The 20,330-nt window shown below is 67.1% G+C and carries 18 protein-coding genes; 4 read left to right on the top strand and 14 right to left on the bottom strand.

Features of this window, described 5'->3' with window-relative positions; translation table 11 throughout:
- The first annotated feature begins 2 nt into the window (after positions 1-2).
- Both AC1RVY_RS11620 and AC1RVY_RS11615 read left to right on the top strand, forming a co-directional pair.
- A complete protein-coding gene (locus tag AC1RVY_RS11620) occupies positions 3-2,603 on the top strand; it encodes an FG-GAP-like repeat-containing protein (protein WP_492806659.1) in 2,601 nt (866 codons plus the stop codon).
- Positions 2,604-2,936: 333 nt separating this feature from the next.
- A complete protein-coding gene (locus AC1RVY_RS11615; protein WP_369643743.1) occupies positions 2,937-4,055 on the top strand; it encodes a helix-turn-helix transcriptional regulator in 1,119 nt (372 codons plus the stop codon).
- 80 nt (positions 4,056-4,135) lie between these two features.
- Here AC1RVY_RS11615 and AC1RVY_RS11610 read toward each other — a convergent pair whose 3' ends face one another.
- The 12 genes from AC1RVY_RS11610 to def form a co-directional block, all read right to left on the bottom strand.
- Positions 4,136-5,128, bottom strand: a complete 993-nt coding sequence (locus tag AC1RVY_RS11610) for a M14 family metallopeptidase (protein WP_369643742.1) — start codon at positions 5,126-5,128, stop codon at positions 4,136-4,138.
- A complete protein-coding gene (locus AC1RVY_RS11605) occupies positions 5,125-6,114 on the bottom strand; it encodes a Bug family tripartite tricarboxylate transporter substrate binding protein (RefSeq protein WP_492806658.1) in 990 nt (329 codons plus the stop codon). Before AC1RVY_RS11605 ends, AC1RVY_RS11610 begins: the two co-directional genes overlap by 4 nt.
- 197 nt (positions 6,115-6,311) lie before the next feature.
- Positions 6,312-7,208 (bottom strand): LysR family transcriptional regulator, encoded by an 897-nt coding sequence (locus tag AC1RVY_RS11600; protein WP_218339419.1) that lies wholly within the window; start codon positions 7,206-7,208, stop codon positions 6,312-6,314.
- 54 nt (positions 7,209-7,262) lie between these two features.
- Positions 7,263-8,090 (bottom strand): orotidine-5'-phosphate decarboxylase, encoded by an 828-nt coding sequence (gene pyrF / locus AC1RVY_RS11595; RefSeq protein ID WP_218339420.1) that lies wholly within the window; start codon positions 8,088-8,090, stop codon positions 7,263-7,265.
- Between the two features lie 166 nt (positions 8,091-8,256).
- Complete coding sequence (locus tag AC1RVY_RS11590) at positions 8,257-8,814, bottom strand: FlgO family outer membrane protein (RefSeq protein WP_218297113.1); 558 nt, start codon at positions 8,812-8,814, stop codon at positions 8,257-8,259.
- The gene (locus AC1RVY_RS11585) at positions 8,811-9,500 is read right to left on the bottom strand and encodes a hypothetical protein (protein ID WP_218297114.1); all 690 of its coding nucleotides are present in this window, start codon (positions 9,498-9,500) and stop codon (positions 8,811-8,813) included. The genes AC1RVY_RS11590 and AC1RVY_RS11585 overlap by 4 nt, the downstream gene beginning before the upstream one ends.
- A 209-nt stretch (positions 9,501-9,709) precedes the next feature.
- Positions 9,710-10,909, bottom strand: coding sequence for a phosphoglycerate kinase (locus AC1RVY_RS11580; RefSeq protein ID WP_492806657.1), 1,200 nt, complete (start codon positions 10,907-10,909; stop codon positions 9,710-9,712).
- Positions 10,910-11,008: 99 nt separating this feature from the next.
- Positions 11,009-11,362, bottom strand: a complete 354-nt coding sequence (locus AC1RVY_RS11575; RefSeq protein WP_492806656.1) for an AzlD domain-containing protein — start codon at positions 11,360-11,362, stop codon at positions 11,009-11,011.
- Positions 11,359-12,183, bottom strand: coding sequence for an AzlC family ABC transporter permease (locus tag AC1RVY_RS11570; protein WP_369643740.1), 825 nt, complete (start codon positions 12,181-12,183; stop codon positions 11,359-11,361). The genes AC1RVY_RS11575 and AC1RVY_RS11570 overlap by 4 nt, the downstream gene beginning before the upstream one ends.
- Positions 12,180-13,169 (bottom strand): methionyl-tRNA formyltransferase, encoded by a 990-nt coding sequence (gene fmt, locus AC1RVY_RS11565; RefSeq protein WP_492806655.1) that lies wholly within the window; start codon positions 13,167-13,169, stop codon positions 12,180-12,182. Before fmt ends, AC1RVY_RS11570 begins: the two co-directional genes overlap by 4 nt.
- Before the next feature lie 28 nt (positions 13,170-13,197).
- Positions 13,198-13,668: a hypothetical protein gene (locus AC1RVY_RS11560; protein WP_492806654.1), complete on the bottom strand. Its 471-nt coding sequence runs from the start codon at positions 13,666-13,668 to the stop codon at positions 13,198-13,200.
- Between the two features lie 35 nt (positions 13,669-13,703).
- Entirely contained in the window at positions 13,704-14,213 is a 510-nt protein-coding gene (gene def, locus AC1RVY_RS11555) for a peptide deformylase (RefSeq protein ID WP_492806653.1), read from the bottom strand.
- Positions 14,214-14,412: 199 nt separating this feature from the next.
- Between def and AC1RVY_RS11550 the strand changes: the two genes are divergently transcribed.
- The gene (locus AC1RVY_RS11550) at positions 14,413-15,630 is read left to right on the top strand and encodes a LysM peptidoglycan-binding domain-containing protein (protein ID WP_218297121.1); all 1,218 of its coding nucleotides are present in this window, start codon (positions 14,413-14,415) and stop codon (positions 15,628-15,630) included.
- Positions 15,631-15,720: 90 nt separating this feature from the next.
- The gene (dprA, locus tag AC1RVY_RS11545; RefSeq protein WP_492806652.1) at positions 15,721-16,905 is read left to right on the top strand and encodes a DNA-processing protein DprA; all 1,185 of its coding nucleotides are present in this window, start codon (positions 15,721-15,723) and stop codon (positions 16,903-16,905) included.
- Between the two features lie 64 nt (positions 16,906-16,969).
- Here dprA and AC1RVY_RS11540 read toward each other — a convergent pair whose 3' ends face one another.
- Positions 16,970-19,345, bottom strand: coding sequence for a DUF1631 family protein (locus tag AC1RVY_RS11540; protein ID WP_369643735.1), 2,376 nt, complete (start codon positions 19,343-19,345; stop codon positions 16,970-16,972).
- A gap of 17 nt (positions 19,346-19,362) precedes the next feature.
- On the bottom strand, positions 19,363-20,313 hold the full coding sequence (gene secF, locus AC1RVY_RS11535; RefSeq protein WP_218297124.1) for a protein translocase subunit SecF: 951 nt from the start codon (positions 20,311-20,313) through the stop codon (positions 19,363-19,365).
- Positions 20,314-20,330 lie beyond the last annotated feature (17 nt).

Below are 20,330 nucleotides of genomic sequence, written 5' to 3'. Positions count from 1 at the left end.
CCATGAAAACTCCCAAAACAGCAACCAGATGGATAAAAAGGGCGAAAGGCGTTGCCATGGGCATTGCAGCCGCCGCCGCGTTCTGCGTGGCAGCGCTGCCAGCGCAAGCGGCCAATATCTATGGCCCGCCAGATTTGCAGGCCAATAGCGCCAGCAACGCCCCTAATGTTTCGACAGCGGCCGTGAGTGCTGACTTCAATAACGATGGCTATCCCGATCTGGCGGTTCTCAATGCTCAGACCGACCAGCTTCTCATCTATCTCGGCACTCCCATTGGCGGCCTGGCGCTCAAGCATGATTTCAATAACCTGGTGTTCGGCCTGCAAACACCCAACGGCATTTCTGCGGGCGACATGGATGGGGACGGCAAGATGGACCTGGTCATTACCGACCGTCTGGGTGTATCCATATTGAAAGGGTCGGGCAACAACAATGGGGATTTCAGTGCCCTGGCCCGGCCCGGGCTGGCGGATGCGAGTGATTATGGTGCTCAAAACCCCATGCTTGCCGATCTGAACCATGACGGGAAATTGGACATTGTTGTCGGCGTCTATGAACCAGGCGATTTTGGCGGAAATCACTATTTTGAGGTTTTGCAGAACGCCGGCTTGGGATTTTTCATATTGACGGGTCAATATGAGGTGTCCTACAGCGGTCTGGCCTCCTATAACACTATACGTGAAACACAGCTGGCCGACATTGATGGCGATGGGGAAGCAGACCTGGTTTTTGTCGACGATGTTAATAGTCCAACGGTTTCATGGCTGAAAGGTACGGGCAACGGAGCATTTGCACCGCAAGCGCAACTTCTTGGTGTAGGCGCCGGCGTCGGTAATATTGAAGATATTGAAATCGCTGACGTCGATGGAGATGGCAAGCTGGATTTGCTCTTGCAGAACCAGTACGGCGAAGGTGTCTGGCTGGCCAAGGGCGTGGGCAACGGTATCTTTTTACCGAGCACCAAGCTTTTTGCCACGGGGGTTTCCAGCGGAGGCGGCCGTGACATGGGGCGAGTCATCGTCGCCGATGTGAATGGCGATGGCCGGCTGGACGTAATCTCCGATGGCTATGTGGGATTGCAGCAGGCCAACCACAGCTTTGTATTGAATGAGCATATCGGCTATTCGGTCACGCGCATGCTCGCCGCCATTGATCTGAATCGCGATGGCCGCGCCGATCTCGTGGCGTCAGGCCCGGGGGCCGGAACAATTGCGGTTTTCAAGACCATTGCCCTTGCTGCTTCGTCCATCGTGACGACCGGCACGCCGCAGAGCACCGTTTTCAGTACCCCTTTTGCGCAACCCCTGTCGATCAAGGTGCTCGACAGCAATGGCGTGGGCGTGCCGGGCTTGGCGGTGAGCATGACCCCGGTGAACCCGGGGCCCAGCCTGCCCATCGCGTCCACGGGCTCGGGCACCACCAATGCGCAAGGTGTCTTCAGCTACACCCCGGTGGCCAATGGCGTGATGGGTTGTTATCAGATGAAGGGATTCATCACCGGCCTGGGCAATGTGCCGCTCTTCAATTTGTGCAATACCAACACGGACAGTCTGGCGGTCACGGCGGGCAACAACCAGACCACGCTGGTCAACACGGCCTTTGGCACGCCATTGCAGGTGCGGGTGACCGACGCCTCGAACAACCCGAAGGCCGGCGTCACGGTGACGTTCGGCGGCCCCAGCGTACCGTCGCGCGTGGTGCTGTCGTCGTCCACGGCCGTGACGGATGCGAACGGGTTCGCGGCGGTCACGGCCACCGCCACGGGCAAGTCTGGCGCCTACAGTGTCAGTGCCACGGCGCCTGGCACCACCGGTGCCTCTGTCAAGCTGTCGAACTCCGCACCGGCCGGCGCCGCCGCCGCCATTGCCTTTGACGTGTCCACGCCGCAATGGACGTATGTCACCAAGCCGTTCTCGGCACCCGTCACGGCGCACGTGCAGGACTTTTTTGGCAACCCGGTGCAAGGCGCAACGGTTGTTTTTGCCATCACGACCGATCCGGTCTCGGGTGCCACGGCGAGTTTCTCTGCACTGACGGCGGTGACCGATGCCGCAGGCAACGCGCAGGTGAGCGGGACGGCCAACGGGCTTGTCGGCACCTACTCGGTGAAGGCCAGCGTGCAGGGCAGTGCGCTGGTCAGCCCCCAAACCCGTCTGCTGAGAAACGTGGCCGATCTGCCCAAGTTCATGACCACAGTGAGCGGCACGCCCCAAAGCACGCCGATCAATACCACCTTTGCCCAGAAACTGCGCGTGAAAGTCACTGGCTGGGACGGCAGCAACACGCCGCAGGTGCGTGTCTATTTCATCACCTCCGGCGGGGTGGTGCTGTCTGCGGAAAGCGCGCTGGCCGATGCCGGTGGGTTCGCGGAAGTCACGGCCACCGCTGATGCCACGGTGGGCCTGCACCAGGTCAGCGCCATTGTGTACGACACCGTGCTGGAGCAACCCATCACGCAGACGTTTGCCTTGACGAACATCGCGGGATCCATCCCGCCCGGCGGTGGCGGTGGCCCTGTGTCGGTGCCCGCGAACAGTCCGCTGGCACTGATGGGACTGTCCCTGGCCATGCTGGCCCTGGTCCGGCGCCGCATGGGGCGGTAACGCGCCCCCGGGGGCCGAGGGCCTGCTTTCCTCCTGCGACAACGTTGGCAGGCATGTCATCCCGGCGGGCCGCAGGCGAACAGGGTGGCGTGCTCCTCGCTGGTCTTCCAGGCGGGCCGTCGCTCGCGCCCATGTGGACGCCGGTGGCCGGGGCCAGGAACGCGGGGAGTTTTTTCGTGGCGTGTCCGGGCCAGCCCCTGCCACTGACACGACAGGAGTTCCCATCGCCCCCGGTGCCCCACCCCTGGGGGCGGGGCGCAGGGGCGGTGCGATGCGTTACGCTCCCGCCAGGTGCCGCATGGATGCGGCGCACCTGCCACGCGCCCTATGTCCATGTCCCTTTCCCGCACGCAGCAGCAGGCCCTGGCGCGCCTGCGGCAGATGGCCTGCCTGGATTTCAGCGGGCTGCAGCTCATCGAGCCTGTGCTGCACGAACTGCACCGCCTCATCGGCTTCGATAGCGGGGTTTTTTTCTATCCGGATGCCCAGGGGGCGCTGGACGCCTACATCGAGCCCTCACCCGCGCGCGAGTGGATGCACCTGTACTTCGACCCGCGGATGAAGGCGCAGGAGCTGAAGCTAGTGCGCTACAGCCTGCACGACTTCGACGCGGCCGTGCGCCATGAGCATGGGGTGCTGTTGATGGAGCAGATCCTCCAGGTCACTCACCACGAATTCATCCGCAGCGATTTCTACAACGAGCTGGCGCGGCCGTCGGAGTGGCAGGATTTTCTGAGCCTGGTGCTGCGCACGCCGCAAGGCCGGGGCGTGGGCTCGCTCAAGTTGTGCCGCAGGCCTGGCGCGCCGCGCTTTGCGCCTGAAGACATCGCCCTGCTTGAACGGACCTCGCCCTGGCTGGCGCGTGCCCTGCAGCCGGGCGAGCTGGATGCGCAGGACAGTGTGGTGCATGACAGCGCCATGCTGGTCGCCACGCCGCAGGGCAGGCTGCTGTGGACATCGCCCCAGGCAGACCAGCTGATGGCGCTGGCCTTTGGCATGCGCTGGTACCGCCGCAACGAGCTGCCACACGCGCTGTGCGTGCTGCTGGAGCGCCTGCGCTGGGTGGAGCAGGGCGGCACCGGCCGGGGCCGGGCGCCAGCGCTGCCGCAACTGGACCTGCACAACGCCAGCGGCTGGTTTTCGCTGCGCGCCACGCAGATGGCGGCCGCGGCGGGGGCCGGTGAAGGCGACTTCGACGGCGGCCGGGCGGTGGGCATCCACATCACGCAGCGGGTGGCGCGCGTGGCGCGGCTGCTGCCCACGCTGCGCGCGCTGGGCCTGCCGCAGCGCCAGCACGAGCTGGCGTACTGGCTGGCGCGCGGAGTGCCCGGGGAGCAGATCGCCACGCGCATGGGCATCAGCGCCAACACGGCCACGTACCACCGGCGGCAGATCTACACGCGGCTGGGGGTCCAGAGCCGCAAGGAGCTGCAGGCCTATCTGATGAAATAGCCGTCAATGACCTGCTGGCGCTTGCTCATCAAGCGCAGAATGCTATCAAATTAGAAGCATCTTGATGATCTGGCCACCGCCTACAGCAGGCGCCGCCGCGCGTAGCGCACCACCGTCACGCCCGCCCGCGCCTGCCGCACCGAGGGCATCACCAGCACGCAGTCGTCGTAGGGCGTGGTCACGGGCACGCCGTCGTTGTCACCAATCAGGGTGCCGGCTTTCTCGAACACCTCCAGCCCGGTGTAAGGCGCCACGAAGCGGAAGGCGCTGCTGGTGGCCACCACCGGGCCGGTCACCTCCAGCGCCCACTGGCGCGGGGCGTCGGGCAGGCGCCAGCCGGGCAGTTGCCGTGCGAGTGCCTCGTCGCCGAGCGCGCCGGACTGCGCGAGGAAACGCACGCACTGGTCCTGCGCCACGGCGCGGCTGGCGGGGTCGCCGTGGAAGCCGCATTCGATGAGCAGCGAACGGGTGCCGTTGTCCTCCAGCTCGCCAAAGCGGCCGTAGTCGCGCATGCGCACGCCGTCCTTGTGGCCCGCGTCCACCACGATGTGCTCGGGCGAGCGCATGGCGCGGGCCAACTCCAGGTTGCGCGGCTGGATGCCGGTGAGCAGCAGGGGCGCCGAGGGCTCGTGCATGGAGTGGATGTCGAGCAGCCAGTCCGCGCGCGCCACGAAGGGCCGCAGCGCGGCGGCGCGGCGGCGCTCGGCCGTGTCGGCCGCGTCGATGCGCTCGTCCAGCCACTGGCGGTTGAGGTCTTCATCGGTGAAGCGCGAGGCGTCGTGCTGGCGGGCGTCGAACCGGTCGAATGCATCGAGATTGCAGAACGCGAGCGTGAGGGTGCCGCGTTCGGGGCGCACGCCCGCTTCGAGCAGTCCCTTGAGGGCCCACGCGCCGCACAGCTCGTTGCCATGCACCAGGGCACTGACCATCACGTGGCGCCCGGGCTGCCCCGAGTCGAAATGCCACACGCCCTCGGTGCCGGTGTTGCCCGCGCGCCAGGCGCCGAGGTCGGGTGCGGGCAGTTCAAAACGCAGCGGCTGGGCCGCGTTGCTGTGGTCGTGTTGGGCGTTCATTCTTCGATCTTGGCGAATTCAACAATCTTCTTGTACTTGGCCACTTCGGCGGACAGGAACTGGTCGATGTTCACGTTGGTGGCGGCCACGGTGGAGCCGGTGGCTTCCATCTTCTTGCGGAATTCGGGCGACTGCAGGCTGTCGTTCAAGGCCTTCTTCACCTTGTCGAACACCGGCTTGGGCAGGTTCGCGGGTGCCATGAGGGCAAACCACACGCCGATGTCCACGTTCTTGTACTGCGGTGTTTCGGCCAGCGCCGGGATCTCGGGCGTGGTGGCCGAACGCTTGGCCTCGGTGGTGCCCAGGGCGATCACCTTGCCGCTTCGGATGTGCGGCAGGCCGCTGGAGAGCACGAACACGCCGTACTCCAGGTTGTTGCCCATGAGGTCGTTGGTCAGCGGCGCCACGCCGCGGTAGGGGATGTGCGTCATGAACAGCTTGCCCTGCTCCTTGACCATCTCGCCCGCCAGGTGCAGCGAGGTGCCCACGCCCGAGCTGCCGTAGCTGAACTTGCCGGGGTTCTTCGAGACCTTCTGCGTGAATTCGGCCAGGTTCTTCACGCCCGAGCCGGTGGACGCCACGAGCACCAGGGGCTGCGAGGCGATCAGGCCGATGGCGGTGAAGTCCTTCACGTCGTACTTCACCTTCTTGGTCACGAGCTTGTTGATGGCGATCTCGTTGCTCGCGCCCACCAGCAGGGTGTAGCCGTCCGGGGCCGCGCTGGCCACCTTCTGCGCGCCAATGGCGCCGCCCGCGCCGCCGACGTTCTCGATCACCACGGGCACGCCGAGCTTGTTGCCCAGCTCCGTGGCCACGGTACGCGCGGTGAGGTCGGTGCTGCCGCCCGGCGGGTAGCCCACGACGATGGTGATGGGCTTGGAGGGGTAGGCGTCCTGCGCCAGCGCGGACGCGGCGGGCAAGCACAGGCCGCACAGCAGGGCGGTGGCGGCGGCCGTGGCACGGCGGCGGGAAAAGATGTGGGGCATGGTTCGGGCTCCTGGGTCGTCGTGGGGGCTGGGCACCGCGCGCCCCGGGCCGGCGGTGCATGCATGCATGCAGGCCGGCCCCGGCGGCACGCGCGGTGGGTGGCACGATTGTGAAAAGGCGCGCCCCCCAGCGTGGTGCCGAAACGGCACGGTCTGTTGCCAAATGGGTTGCAGGCCCTGGTGGAAACCCCTGGGCTTCAGCGCTGGGAGAGGGCTTTCCACAGCGCCTCGGCCAGGGGCCCCAGGCGGCGCTTGGGCCGGTACAGGCGCACGTCGAAGCGCACTTCCATGCGCGCGTCGCCCGCGGGCGCCAGGCGCCGGGCCTTGCAGTCGGCATGCACCATGGACCAGGGCAGCCAGGCCACGCCCAGGCCCTTTTGCACGTATTCGTAGTGGGCGTCGGCGGAGTCGCACTCCACCACGCGCTGCAGGCGCGGCGCGTGGGGGTTCTGCGTGAGGTGGTCTTCCACCAGCCGGCCCAGGGCCAGCTGGGGCGCGTAGGCCAGGTAGGGCACCAGTGCCGTGCCCTGCCCGAACCGGTGCAGCGCCTGGCCCTGCGCGGTGGCGCGCGACACGGGCACCAGCCGGTCGGAGGCCACGGTGACGTGCGTGAACTGGCGCGCGTCCAGCCGGATCGCCAGTGCCGGATGGTGGTAGACCAGCGAGAAGTCGGCCTCGTTGCGCTCGAGCATCGCCACGGTGTCGGCCAGGGCGCGGGTGCGGATGCACAGCTCGCCGTTCTGCAGGAGGGGCTGCAGCCGCACGAGCCAGTCGGCCACTACGGTGCGTGCCAGCGTGCGGCCCGTGGCGAGCGTCACGGTGCGGGCCTGCCGGCCGGCCAGGCTCTGCAGTTCCTCGTGCGATTGCGCCAGGCTGCGCGCCATGTGGCCTGCGGTCTCCAGAAAGCTCTGCCCCGCGGGCGTGAGCGAGACGGGGCCGCCGCCCCGCTCCACCAGCGGCGTTCCCGCCCAGGCCTCCAGCGCGCGGATGCGCCGGCCAAATGCGGGGTGCGTCACATGCCGCAGTTCGGCCGCGCGCGTGAAACTGCGCTCCTGCGCGAGAACGATGAAGTCTTCAAGCCACTTGAGCTGCATGGGCCGATCCGGGGTGCGGCGGCGGCGCAGGGCTGGGGGCCGTGCGGGTGCGGATCAGCGCGCGCGCGCCGCTTCGAGCACCGCGCGGGTGCGCTGGGCCTCGGTACGGGCGGCGGCCGCAAAGTCGCCGCCCTTGGATGCGTACAGGATCGAGCGCGACGAGTTCACGATGATCGGCCCCCCGTCGCGCAGCCCCGCCCGCACCGTGGCCACGGCATCGCCCCCCTGGGCTCCCACGCCGGGAATCAGCAGCGGCAGCGTGGGCGCGATGCCGCGCACGCGTTCGATCTCCTGCGGGTAGGTGGCGCCGACCACCAGCCCCAGCTGGCCGTTCTTGTTCCAGGGGCCCTGCGCCAGACGCGCCACGTGCTCGTACATCAGCGGCTGGCCTTCGACGCTGGCCAGGCGCTGGGTCTGCAGGTCGTCGCCGCCCGGGTTGGAGGTGCGGCACAGCAGGAAGGCCCCCTTGCCGTGGTAGGCCAGGTAGGGCTCGATGGAATCGAACCCCATGAAGGGCGACAGCGTGACCGCATCGGCGCCATAGCGCTCGAAGGCTTCCTTGGCGTACTGCTCGGCCGTGGAGCCGATGTCGCCCCGCTTGGCGTCCAGGATCACCGGCACGTGCGGCGCGTTGGCGCGCATGTGCTGCATCAGGCGCTCAAGCTGGTCTTCGGCGCCATGCGCGGCGAAGTAGGCGATCTGGGGCTTGAACGCACAGACCAGGTCGGCCGTGGCGTCCACGATGGCCGCGCAGAAGTCGTAGATCCTGTGCGTTTCGCCCTGCATTCCCGCGGGAAACCGCGTGGGTTCCGGGTCCAGGCCCACGCACAGCAGGGAGTTGTTCTGCGCCGTGGCGTCGCGCAGCATGTCGGTGAAAGTCATGGGGCGTGATTTTAGGTGGGGGCATCCGCCGCGGCGGGGTTTTCTGGCGGCCGGGACGGCTGCCGTGGCACCGGCATGGCCTGGTGGCCGCCGGCGGGCAACAAAAAAGGCCGTCGAGACGGCCTTTTTTGTTGCTCTTGTGCGGGACCGGCTTGCGGCCGGCCGCTCAGCGCTGTACGGCCAGCAGGCGCTGCACGTCGCGGTCGTTGGGCAGTGCGTAGTCGTAGCCGCGGATGATGCGGCTGTCTTCGGTGCGCACGAGTTTCAGGCTCACGTAGGTGTAGTTGGCCGCGGCCGAGTACGTACCGACGAGCACCAGCGACGCGTTGTGGCTGCGCGCGATGTCCTTGATCTCGCGCGACAGCAGCAGCTCGCCGGCGCCTTCGCGCACGAACACGTCGCCACGCAGCTTGATTTCCTTGACGTTGAAGCCGCTGGACGCCATGTGCGAGGCGTACTGCTCGGACAGCGTGCGGCCCAGGGGGGCCGAGCGGCTCAGGTCGTTCACGTTCACGACGGTGGCCACCAGGACCGGGCCGCTGCCTGCGGCGCTCAGGTCAAAGCCCGCGGTGAGCTTGGCGACGGCATCGCGGCTGTTGGCCAGGAACTGGTTGTTGGCGGCTTCCTGGTACGTGGGCTCCGTGCGCACGGGCGTGCCGTTGTTGGCGCAACCTGCCAGCAGGGCTGCGGCGGCCAGCGCGGTCAGAAGTGCTGTGGATTTCATTGCGAGACCACCTTCATGTTGACGTTCTTGTAGTACGAGGGGCGCAGGAACAACGGCGTGTCCGCGTTTTCCAGGTAGTACACATCGGTCTTGCGTGCCACGTACTGGCCGCCCCGCGTCACGGTGGTGGTCAGGATCATTTCGGTGTTGGTGGGGCCGCCCGAGTTGATGCTGGCGCCGTAGTCGGCCAGCGAGGTCAGGCCCAGCGTGGCCAGCATCTGCGCGTCCAGGTGTTCGTGGCGCAGGCCATAGGCGGCCATCAGGCCCGCGGCGATCATGGTGAACTGGCCGGGAATGAAATGGGGGCGCGGGCTGTTGTGGCGAACGACCTGCGTGTTGTAGGTCACGTTGAGCGTCTGGCCGGGGTCTTGCAGCACGGGGGCGCCGCTCTGGACCAGCTTGGTGATCAGGAAGTCGCGGAACGCCAGGTCGAACGGGCTGGGGTTGGGCGGCAAGGCCACATGCAGCGGCGTGCCCGGAGCCATGCCAGACTTGTCGAGCGTGCTGAGCGTTTGCGCCACCACGTCGTTGGAAACCAGTTCCCAGTGACCGGCGGAGCGGACCTTGGGTTGTACCGTGAGCTCAAAGTTTTCCGCCAGGGGAATGGGCGAACGATAAGCACATCCCGCCAAAGTAGCCACAGCGCCGGCGAGCACCGCCAAGCTGACTGCCTTTGAAAATTTCATGATTCCCTCCTACGGACTTTGAGAGGCGGGGACATGAACAGATACATCCCACGCGATTGAAAAATAATTCTGGGCGCGATACTCAACAAAAACAAGAAAAAATTGAGGTAACTACGCCCAGACACACGCAATTCGTTGTTTTTGGTCACAGATTGGCGTGCTTGCTTACGCGCGGCTGCATTTGCTTGTGCGTCCGCGTGTAACAAATTTCAAACACTGGTAACGGCGCGTTTTCCGAGGATTTCAAACGCGGGCAGCGTCTTGCCTTCCAGCACTTCCAGGAAGGCCCCACCTCCCGTGGAGATGTAGCCCACCTGCTTGTCGATGCCGTATTTGGCGATGGCCGCCAGGGTGTCGCCACCACCGGCGATGCTGAACGCGGGCGAGTCGGCGATGGCCTTGGCGATCTCGCGCGTGCCGTTCTCAAAGGCGGCGAATTCGAAGACGCCCACGGGGCCGTTCCAGACGATGGTGCCCGCCGACTTGAGCTGGGCGGCCAGGCGGGCGGCGGTGTCGGGGCCGATGTCCAGGATCAGGTCGTCCTCGGCCACATCGGCCGCGGCCTTGACGGTGGCGGGGGCGTCGGCGGCAAAGCTCTTGGCGGTGACCACGTCGGTCGGGATCGGCACTTCCGCGCCCCGCGCCTTCATGGCGGCGATCACGGCGCGCGCTTCTTCCAGCAGGTCGGGCTCGGCCAGGCTCTTGCCGATGGGCAGGCCCGCCGCCAGCATGAAGGTGTTGGCAATGCCGCCCCCCACGATGAGCTGGTCCACCTTGTCGGCCAGGCTCTTGAGGATGGTGAGCTTGGTCGATACCTTGGAGCCCGCCACGATGGCCGCCAGCGGGCGCTGGGGATGGGCCAGGGCCTTGGTCAGGGCATCGATCTCGGCCGACAGCAGCGGGCCGGCGCAGGCGATCGGTGCGAACTGGGCGATGCCGTAGGTCGTGCCTTCGGCGCGGTGGGCGGTGCCAAAGGCATCGTTCACGAAGATGTCGCACAGCGCGGCCAGCTTGCGGGCCAGGTCTTCCTTGTTCTTCTTCTCGCCCACGTTCAGGCGGCAGTTCTCCAGCAGCACGACCTTGCCGGGGGCGACGGCGACGCCGTCCACCCAGTTCGAGACCAGGGGCACCTCGCGGCCCAGCAGCTCGGCCAGGCGCGCGGCCACGGGGGCCAGGGAATCCTCGGGTTTGAATTCGCCTTCGGTCGGACGGCCCAGGTGGCTGGTCACCATCACCGCGGCGCCGGCGTCCAGCGCCATGCGGATGCAGGGAATGGATGCGCGGATGCGGGTGTCTTCGGTGATGCGGCCGGCGTCGTCCTGTGGAACGTTCAGGTCGGCGCGGATGAAGACGCGCTGGCCTTGGGCCTTGCCCTGGGCACAGAGATCGGAAAAGCGGAGGATGTTCATGGGAGGGAGGCTTCCTGGTGGGGGCACGTGGATCAGGGCCGCCATTTTAGGCGGCCCCACCCGCGGCCCCATCCCGCGGCCCTGCCCCGCCACCGATCCCTACCAGCCCCATCCGATGTGCAGCGGCAGGTACACGGCCATGCCGACCACGATGGTCCCCAGGATGCCCCGCTGCCAGAAGTAGTACGCGCTCGCGCACAGGACGGCGGGGAGCCGGGCGTCCATGAGCGTATCGATGAGCTCGCCCCGGGTGATGAGGATCTCGGGCGCGATCACGGCCGTCAGGGCGGCCAGTGGCGCGTACTTGAGGCCGCGCTTGAGCCAGTCGGGCAGGGGCAGCTCGCGCTCGGGAATCATGAAGAAGGAGCGCGAGACCACCGTGATGACGGCCAGCCCCGCCACGGCGATGAAGGGTTCCAGCAGATCCCACCAGGACGACCAGGGCGCGTTCATGGGTGGCGCTCCTCGCGCAGCGGCACGATGTCGCCCGCCTCGACGTGTTCGCGTTCCTCGGGCGGCATCACGCTGTCGGCGGGCACCAGCAGCAGTTCCGGCTTGTGGCGGCGGCGGTCCACGGCCTCCATGAGCAACCCCGCGGCCACGGCGGCGGCCAGGGCCACCAGGATGTTGAGCTTGAGCGGCAGCGCGAAGGCCGCGATCGCGGCCGTCGCGGCGACGCCCGTGGCGAGCCAGGTGGCCCGGTCGAACAGCAGCGACAGCAGCACGCCCAGCAGCGCCAGCACGCCCGCGAACCCCAGGCCCCAGGACAGCGGCACGGCATTGGCCAGGAAGATGCCCGCGATGGACGGCACCTGCCAGGCCAGCCAGTTGGTGGCCGCCGCGCCCCAGAAGTACGGCAACTGCTCGGGCTGCGGGCGCGGTTCGGGAAAGCGTTTCATGAAGGCCACATAGATCACGTCGCCGCTGAAATAGCCCACGGCCAGCCGCTGCCGCACGGGCAGGTGCGCGAAGTAGCTACGCCACATGCTGCTGAAGATCACGAAGCGCAGGTTCACGCAACTGGCCGTGAGCCAGACCACCCACAGCGGCGCGCCCGCCGCCATCAGCGGGATGACCGCCAGCTGCGCGCTGCCGGCATACACCACCAGGGACATGAAGACGGCCATGCCGATGGGCAGGCCGCTCTTGACCATGACCACCCCGGTGACCAGGCCCCACGCGCCAATGCCCACGGCCGTGCCCACCATGTCGGTGGCGGCCATGCGAAAGGAGGGGTGGCGCAGCGTGCGGCCGACGAGGTCCCTGCGGCTCATGCCGGCGCCACCGCCGCGGCGGGCGCGGCGCCCAGCACCATGCCGGGCTGCAGGTCGAACCCCCGCAGGAAATCCGCTGCCGCCAGCCGCTTGCCGCCGGCGCGCTGCAAGGTGGTCAGGCGCAGCGCGCCTTCGCCGCAGGCCACCGCCACGCCCTGGCTGTCCACCGAGAGTATCTGGCCGTGGCGCTTGCCAGTATTTGGTGTATTGCTATCTATTTCATAGCTCCATACCTTGATCGTTTCTCCTGCGCATTCGGTGCTGGCGCCAGGAAAGGGATCGAAGGCCCGGATGCGCTGCCCGATCAGCGTGGCAGGCAAAGACCAGTCGATGGTGCTTTCGGCTTTTTCGATCTTGTGGGCATAGGTGATGCCTTCGGCTGGCTGGGGCTCTGCCCGCAGGCCCCCGCAGGCGGCCAGTTCGAGCGCTTCCACGATCATGCGGCCGCCCAGGGAGGCCAGCCGGCCGTGCAGGGAGGCGGTCGTGTCCGTCGGCGTGATGGCCAGCCGCTCCGTGAGCAGCATGGGCCCGGTATCGAGGCCAGCGTCCATCTGCATGATCGTGATGCCGGTTTCCCCGTCCCCGGCTTCGATGGCGCGGTGGATGGGCGCCGCGCCGCGCCAGCGCGGCAGAAGGCTGGCATGGATGTTCAGGCATCCCCGTGGCGGGAGGTCCAGCACCCACTGCGGCAGGATGAGCCCATAGGCGGCCACCACCATCACATCGGCCTGGGCGGCCAGCAGGGCGTCGCGCGCTGCGGCGGCATCGTCCGGGTATTTGCCGTCCAGGCGCAGGCTGCGCGGCTGGGCGACGGGAATGCGGTGGTCCAGCGCGCACTGCTTGACGGGAGACGCCTGGAGCTTCATTCCGCGGCCCGCGGGGCGATCGGGCTGGGTGAGGACCAGCGGGACGGTGAAGCCCGCGGCCAGAAGCTGTTCCAGCGCCGCGCGGGCGAATTCGGGCGTGCCGGCAAAAATGACTCTCATGGAAACCAATGGGGTGGTGCGCGGCAGGTCAGTCGCGCGTGTTGTCGAAGTTGGGCTGTTCGTCCGTGAACATCACGAGCCGCACCACGCCCTGGCGGTCCAGGTGGACATGGGCCAGGCGCGGGTCGGAATTCTGGCGGAAGCGGTAGGTCCAGATGTCGCCATCAAAACGCGCCACCCGTTCCACGCGCAAGGGGGCGCCGAAGGTGCGCTGCACATCGGCGAGGGTCCAGGCTCCGACGGGGATGTTCTCAAAGCGCGTCTGCGTCAGCACCTGTTCGTTGCGCACCAGCTTGCCGCTGGCGTCGAAATCCAGGTTGTAGGCCGCAAACCCCGCGGGAAGCTCGGAGTACAGCAGCCGCTCGCCGCCCGGCAGGGAGAAGGTGGCGGTGGGTGGTCCCAGCCTGGCGATGACATCGGCGCGCAGCGCGCCGGACGCTTCACGGGCGGGCAGCGCGCAGCCCGCGAGCTGGACCACCAGCGCCGACAGCGCCAGCACTCCGCCACCCCTGAGGGTGCAGAGCGCCGGGCGGATCACTCGCGCGCCCCCCGCTGCTGCTTGATCATCTTGGTCTTGATGCGGTTGCGCTTGAGCGGCGAGAGGTATTCCACGAACACCTTGCCCATCAGGTGGTCCATCTCGTGCTGGATGCAGACGGCCAGCAGGCCATTGGCCTCGATGACGCGCGACTGTCCCTGCGCATCCAGTGCCCGCACATGCACGGCATCGAAGCGCTCCACGCCGTCATAGATACCGGGCACCGAGAGGCAGCCCTCGTCGTTGAGGTGTTTTTCCGCACTGGTCCAGACAAGTTCCGGATTGATCAGCACCAAGGGCGCGTCGCGCTCCTCGGACACGTCGATGACGACCAGCCGCTCATGCACGTCCACCTGGGTGGCGGCCAAGCCGATGCCGTGGGCGTCGTACATGGTGGCGAGCATGTCGGCCGCCAGCTTTTGGACGCGGTCATCCACCGCCTCGATGGGGCGGGCGACCTTGTGGAGCCGGGGGTCCGGGTAACAGAGAATGGGAAGGATTGCCATGGATGCTGCCGAGAGATGTCGCTATTTTCGCCACTTTTGAGGTTCGCCGCAGCGTTGCAGGCCAATAATCGTTGCCGAATCAAGGGCTTGAGCAGAGAATCTAAGAGGGTTTGTAACGTATTTGCCCGGTCGCCCGCATGCTGCTGGCACCGAGGCGCCAGTGAGGGGGCGTTTCACAATGCATGAGAAGAGGAACAACATGACGGCATTCACCAGCGTTCGGCGGACCGCCCTGGGCGCGCTCACCATGATCGCTGGCGCTTTGCTGATCGCCCCGGCCCAGGCGCAGAACCACCCCATCTCCAGCGGCCAGCGCGCGACCGCACAGCAGGTATCGGAGCGTGGCGTTCCCCTTTCGGAGCTGGCGCCCAACGCACCGGATACCTATACCGTCAAGCGCGGCGACACGCTGTGGGGCATTTCGGGCATGTACCTCAAGCGTCCCTGGCGCTGGCCCGAGCTGTGGGGCATGAACCTCCAGTCCATTCCGAACCCCCACCTGATCTACCCGGGCCAGACGCTGTATCTGGACAAGGATGGAGGCTACGCACGCCTGCGGACCACGCCCCCGGGCGTGGCGGAACCCGAGACGCAGACGGTGCGCGTGTCTCCGCGCACCCGCAGCGACAGCCTGGCCAGCACCGCGCTGCCCACCCTCAAGCCCCACCTGATCGAGCCTTTCCTCGTGGAGCCCCTGGTGGTGGATGCCCAGGTGCTGCAGCGCGCTCCCCGCATCATCGCTACCACCGAAGACCGGGTGCTGATGGCCAGTGGCGACCGGGCCTATGTGCGCGGGGATGCCTCCGCCCCCGTTCGAGCCGAGGCGGGCGAGCCCCGTTTCTTCCGTGTCTTTCGCGATGCCGTGGCCATGAAGGATCCCGTGACGGGTGAAATCCTGGGGTACGAAGCGCAGTATCTGGGCAAGGCCGAGCTGGTGCGGGGAGAGTCTTTCGAGGACATCCCCAACGGCAAGGGCGGCTATATTTCCGAGTATGTGCCTGCCACGGTGGATCTGTCGGGCACCAAGGAGGAGATCCGCGCGGGGGACCGCATCCTGCCCGCGCCCGCCCGGGTCTTTACCAGCTACACACCCCGTGCGCCCCATATCGACGTCGACGCGCGGGTCGTCTCCATCTACGGTAGCTTTTCGGCGGCCTACGCCGCCCAGAACCAGGTGGTTGCGATCAACCTGGGCTCACAGGACGGCATCGAGCCGGGCCATGTGCTGTCGTTGCTGACCAAGGGCGATCGCATCAAGGATGTGACCGGCGATGCGAAGACCATGGTCAAGCTGCCCAGCGAGAACAACGGGACCGCCATGGTGTTCCGGACCTTCGACCGGGTTTCGTATGCCCTGATCCTGGAGATTCGCAGTGGCGTGCGGGTTGGCGACCGCCTGGTGAATCCCCAGGAGTAACTGCGCGGACCTGCCGGGGCCGCGAAGCCGCCCAGGGGCGGCACGGGCCCTGGCCTGTTTTGCTGCTGTTTGCCTTCTACAACCGCCATCATGGACCGCGACGAGCTGGGAGCATGGTTGCGCCTCACCCTCTCCTCGGGGGTGGGCAATGGCGCCGCACGGCGCCTGCTGGCGCGCTTTGGCCTGCCCCAGGCGGTCTTCCAGCAATCGGAGTCTGCGCTGCAGCAATGTGTGACCTTGGCCCAGGCCAAGGCGCTGTGCACCGTGCCCAGCGAATGGGAAGCGCTGCTCGATACCACCTGGCAATGGCTGGAGGGCGCCGATCCCCAGGGGCCTGCGCGCGCGGTGGTCACGCTGGGTGACCACCGGTATCCACAGTCTCTGCTGGATACCGAAGACCCGCCGCTGCTGATGTACCTGATGGGCCCGGCCCGGCTGGTCACGCAGGCCCCGTTTCCCGTTGGCCGGTGCCTCGCGGTGGTCGGAAGCCGCAATCCCACCGCCCAAGGCGCGGACAACGCGCGGCTTTTTTCCCGGACACTGCGCGGGGCGGGCCTCACCATTGTCTCGGGGCTTGCGCTGGGGGTGGATGCTGCGGCCCATGAAGGGGCGCTGGATGTTGTCACTGAAGCCGCGGCGCAGGTTGCACCTGCCACCATTGCCGTGGTGGGCACGGGGCTCGACCGTGTCTATCCGCGCAAGAACCTGGACCTCGCGCACCGCATCGCCACGCACGGGCTTCTGGTCAGCGAGTACCCCCTGGGCACGCCACCGCTGGCCGCCAATTTTCCCAAGCGCAACCGCATCATTTCCGGCCTCTCCCAGGGGACTCTGGTGGTCGAGGCGGCACTGGCCTCGGGGTCGCTGATCACTGCCCGAATGGCGGCCGAACAGGGCCGCGAAGTGTTTGCGATTCCCGGCTCCATCCACGCACCGCAATCACGGGGCTGCCATGCGCTGATACGCCAGGGGGCCAAGCTGGTGGAGTCCGCGCAGGACGTACTGGAAGAGTTGCGCCTGCCTTCCGCCCCGGCGGTGGACAGGCAGCTCGTTGACTCCGGGTCAGCATGCAGCAACACCGACCCGGGCATCCACGGAGGGGCAGACAGCCCTGTGCTGAAGGCCCTGGGTTTTGACCCCATGGGCGTGGATGCCCTGGTGGCCCGCACCGGCATGGATGCGGCGTCGCTGCAGGTGGCGTTGCTGGAGCTGGAGCTCGAGGGCCGCGTTGCCCGTTTGCCGGGCGGCCTGTTCCAGCGGCTGGGGACCGCCTGAGGCGCCCCCTCTGGACGGTGGTGGTTCGGGCGCGCGCCGCTTCGTTCGGTGCGCCCGGGCCTGGTCAGTCCAGAAGCCGCTCGGGGTTGGCGTCCAGCTTGGCCAGCGCATCGCGCGTGGCGCGCAAGGTCAGGCCCTCTTCTTCCTGGGCCACGAGCAAGCCGGCCTGCAGATAGGCTGCGAGCCTGCGCAACTGGATCAGGTAGCTGCTGCCGTCGACAGCGGCGAACAAATGCAGCTGCTTGCGCTGGCTTTGCCAAGCATATTGCACCTGGGCCGATGCCCCGTTGTGGTCCAGCGTGTACCAGGTGCCAGGCTGCAGTTCCTGGGCCCAGGCGACCATGTCGTCCTGAACGGGCGCGCCGTTGTCGGCGACCACATGGATGGATGAGGCATCGATGCCCAGCATCATCTCGATGTTGTCGGCGTTGAGCGGCATGTCGCCCAGCGTCGCGTCGTTGATGAAATCCTCAAGGTTGGCCAGGCGCTTGGCCATGGCGTCGATGTGTGCCTGCGGAATGGATGCCGTCTTGGACAGGAAGGCGTCGGCCAGCGTGTCGGTGAGGACCTTGATCTGCGCATCCTGCGCCGGGCCGTTCACCCCCATCAGGGCCAATCCCTGGCGCAGGCGCTGCAGCAGGCCCGGAAGATTCTGGATGACCTGCGCGCGGTCGCTGCGGTTGGGCTTGGCGCTGGCCGCCCAGACCAGGTCCGCGGCCGTGCGCTTGAGCGATACGGTGTCTGCGTGCTGCGGGCCGTCGCGCACGGCCGACAGGGCCAGCACCTCGGCCCAGGTCTTGAAGAGAAACTCGCGGATCTCGTCGCGCACCGGCATGTCGCGCAGCATCGTGCGCAGCTCGATGGTGTACTGGATCGCGAGGGTTTCTTTCTGCTCGACCTGCTGGGCCACCGTGACCAGGCGCGAGGTGGCCTGCTTTTCGGTGAGGAACTTGGACAGGAATTTCTCGAACTCGTCGTAGACCAGCTGGAACACACGCCGGCCGGTCTCGGGGTACTGCTCGATCACCTGGACCACGCGGCGGATTTCCGCCTCCAGCGCGCTGCCATTGATGCTGGTGGCATCAAAGCCCATCACGCAGGCCCCCATGCGGTCGATCAACTGGCGCGCGGGGTGGTTGAGGTTGCTGAAGAACTCTGGCTCGGCCAGCGCCACGCGCAGCACGGGCACCTGAAGCCGGGCAAACCAGACACGCACGGCCGGCGGGATGCGGTCCTCGGCCAGGATGCTCTGGAACATCAGGGCCACCACTTCGATGATGGCTTTTTCCCCGGCGGTGGAGGCCTTCTTCTTGAGCTCGGTCGAGCGTTCGCGCACCGCGCCCGCCAACTGCACCACGGCCGCGGGACTGTAGTCTTCCATCAGGGTGGCCACGCCACTGTAGTAGGTGTCGGCGTGCACGCGGTGGGCGGTGAGGGCATGGGCGAGCGCGGCCGAAGCCGGCGGGGCATTGACCATGTCGAACCCGGTCGCCGGTTGCGTCAGCAGCCTGCGCAGTTGCCCCATCACGCCCTGCGCCCGCTGGCGGGCCCGCGCCAGCGGGGTCATGCCCGTGGCAAACCCCGTGGGCAGGCCATGCCGCGGATAGCCCGCCGGCGGCCTGCCGCCGGGCAGGTGATGCTGGGGCATGGGGTGACCGCCGCCCGGCTGGGGGATGCCGCCGCCGCGCGCCGCAGCCATGGCTTCCCGCGTCTGGGCCAGCGCCTGGGACGCCAGGCCCCCGGCACCAGAGTTGCTGGCGCCACCGGCAACCGTGCCGCCCGAAGTGCGCCGCACGCGCGACTTGAGGTCGGCCTGGGGCGTGACGCCCTGCTCCACATAGAACACATTGACGGCCTGGTACTGCTTCTGGAGCAGGTTGGCCAGTTCCCGCTGCAACGGGTCCACCACGGTCTGCAGGTCGGTGCGGGGCAGGCCGGCCTCGACCCACTGCTCGACCAGCAGCAGGCACACGGCATCGGGCCGGAGGATGTCGCTGCTGTCGAGCTCCTGCCCTTCCAGCGACTGGGTGCGCTGGCGCAAGGTGTCGAACTGGTGGCTGACCTGTTCGCTGACCGTGAGGGCCATGCGGGAAGCCAGGATCTTGTTTTCCACCACGTCGTCGCTCAGCAGCTCGAACTGGGGGCTCGCGCCGCCGGTGGCGAGGGTGCCGCGGGTGGTGCTGCTGTGCGGCGCCAGCGCATCGCGCCATGCCTTGCCGGTGCGTTCGGTCCAGGCGGCATGGTGCTGCTGGTACAACATCCAGGCATCCCGGTGCGCCTGCATCTGGCGCGCCGTGCCCGTCTGGGACATCAGCGTTGTCAGGAAATCCAGGACCGTCTTGTCCAGGTCCGGGAGTCCGCCGCACAGCCCCTCTACGAACCGCTGGCGCGCCTGGCGGGCCAGGCGGCGCTGTGGAACGGAAGGGGGCGTGGCTTGCATGGACCGATATTAGCGGTTCAGACGGTGGCCCCGGCATGGGGATCGTTCGGATCCCCATCCTTCTTCACGGGCTTGACAAGGTCTTCGCGCTTCACACCGAGCCACATGGCGATGGCCGCGGCCACGAACACGGAGGAGTAGATGCCGAACAGGATGCCGATGGTGAGCGCCAGGGCAAAGTAGTGCAGGCTCGGGCCGCCAAAGAAGAACATCGACAGCACCATGGCCTCGGTGGACGCGTGGGTGATGATCGTGCGGCTCATCGTGCTCGTGATGGCGTGGTCGATCACCTCGTGCGTCGTCATCTTGCGGTACTTGCGGAAGGCCTCGCGGATCCGGTCGAAGATCACGACCGATTCGTTGACCGAATACCCCAGCACGGCCAGCACGGCCGCCAGCACCGACAGCGAGAACTCCCACTGGAAGAACGCGAAGAAGCCCAGGATGATCACCACGTCGTGCAGGTTGGCGATGATGGCCGCCACGCCGAACTTCCACTCGAAGCGGAAGGCCAGGTAGATCACGATGCCCACCACGACCATGGCCAGCGCCATCAAGCCGCCGTGCACCAGTTCCTCGCCCACCTGCGGGCCCACGAACTCGGTGCGCCGCAGCGTGACCTCGGGGTTGGCGGCCTTGAGCGCGCCCAGTACCTGTTCGCTTTGCTGCGCCGACGTCACGCCCTTTTGCACGGGCAGCCGGATCATCACGTCGCGGGCCGTGCCGAAGTTCTGCACCTGCACGTCGGGATAGCCCAGGCCGGAGACCGTCTCGCGGACCTTGGCCAGCTCGGCCGGCTGGCTGTAGGCCACTTCCATGACCGTGCCGCCCGTGAACTCCACCGACAGGTGCAGCCCGCGCGTGAGCAGGAAGAACACGGCCAGCGCGAACGTGATGAAGGAGATCGCGTTGAAGATCAACGCGTGCTTCATGAACGGGATGTCTTTTCGAATGCGGAAAAACTCCATGATCTTTGTTCCTTGCT

The sequence above is a fragment of the Acidovorax sp. GW821-FHT11A03 genome, from assembly GCF_058809075.1.
This window is presented reverse-complemented; position numbering and strand designations above follow the sequence as displayed.

Excerpts from the sequence above, each read along its gene's own strand:
- AC1RVY_RS11615 (WP_369643743.1), top strand. The coding sequence starts at position 2,937 with ATGTCCCTTTCCCGCACGCAGCAGCAGGCCCTGGCGCGCCTGCGGCAG.
- AC1RVY_RS11575 (WP_492806656.1), bottom strand. The coding sequence starts at position 11,362 with ATGAACGCGCCCTGGTCGTCCTGGTGGGATCTGCTGGAACCCTTCATC.
- pyrF (WP_218339420.1), bottom strand. The coding sequence starts at position 8,090 with ATGACTTTCACCGACATGCTGCGCGACGCCACGGCGCAGAACAACTCC.
- secF (WP_218297124.1), bottom strand. The coding sequence starts at position 20,313 with ATGGAGTTTTTCCGCATTCGAAAAGACATCCCGTTCATGAAGCACGCG.
- AC1RVY_RS11590 (WP_218297113.1), bottom strand. The coding sequence starts at position 8,814 with ATGAAATCCACAGCACTTCTGACCGCGCTGGCCGCCGCAGCCCTGCTG.
- def (WP_492806653.1), bottom strand. The coding sequence starts at position 14,213 with ATGGCAATCCTTCCCATTCTCTGTTACCCGGACCCCCGGCTCCACAAG.
- AC1RVY_RS11570 (WP_369643740.1), bottom strand. The coding sequence starts at position 12,183 with ATGAGCCGCAGGGACCTCGTCGGCCGCACGCTGCGCCACCCCTCCTTT.
- AC1RVY_RS11605 (WP_492806658.1), bottom strand. The coding sequence starts at position 6,114 with ATGCCCCACATCTTTTCCCGCCGCCGTGCCACGGCCGCCGCCACCGCC.
- AC1RVY_RS11540 (WP_369643735.1), bottom strand. The coding sequence starts at position 19,345 with ATGCAAGCCACGCCCCCTTCCGTTCCACAGCGCCGCCTGGCCCGCCAG.
- AC1RVY_RS11600 (WP_218339419.1), bottom strand. The coding sequence starts at position 7,208 with ATGCAGCTCAAGTGGCTTGAAGACTTCATCGTTCTCGCGCAGGAGCGC.
- fmt (WP_492806655.1), bottom strand. The coding sequence starts at position 13,169 with ATGAGAGTCATTTTTGCCGGCACGCCCGAATTCGCCCGCGCGGCGCTG.
- AC1RVY_RS11580 (WP_492806657.1), bottom strand. The coding sequence starts at position 10,909 with ATGAACATCCTCCGCTTTTCCGATCTCTGTGCCCAGGGCAAGGCCCAA.
- dprA (WP_492806652.1), top strand. The coding sequence starts at position 15,721 with ATGGACCGCGACGAGCTGGGAGCATGGTTGCGCCTCACCCTCTCCTCG.
- AC1RVY_RS11550 (WP_218297121.1), top strand. The coding sequence starts at position 14,413 with ATGACGGCATTCACCAGCGTTCGGCGGACCGCCCTGGGCGCGCTCACC.
- AC1RVY_RS11610 (WP_369643742.1), bottom strand. The coding sequence starts at position 5,128 with ATGAACGCCCAACACGACCACAGCAACGCGGCCCAGCCGCTGCGTTTT.
- AC1RVY_RS11585 (WP_218297114.1), bottom strand. The coding sequence starts at position 9,500 with ATGAAATTTTCAAAGGCAGTCAGCTTGGCGGTGCTCGCCGGCGCTGTG.
- AC1RVY_RS11620 (WP_492806659.1), top strand. The coding sequence starts at position 3 with ATGAAAACTCCCAAAACAGCAACCAGATGGATAAAAAGGGCGAAAGGC.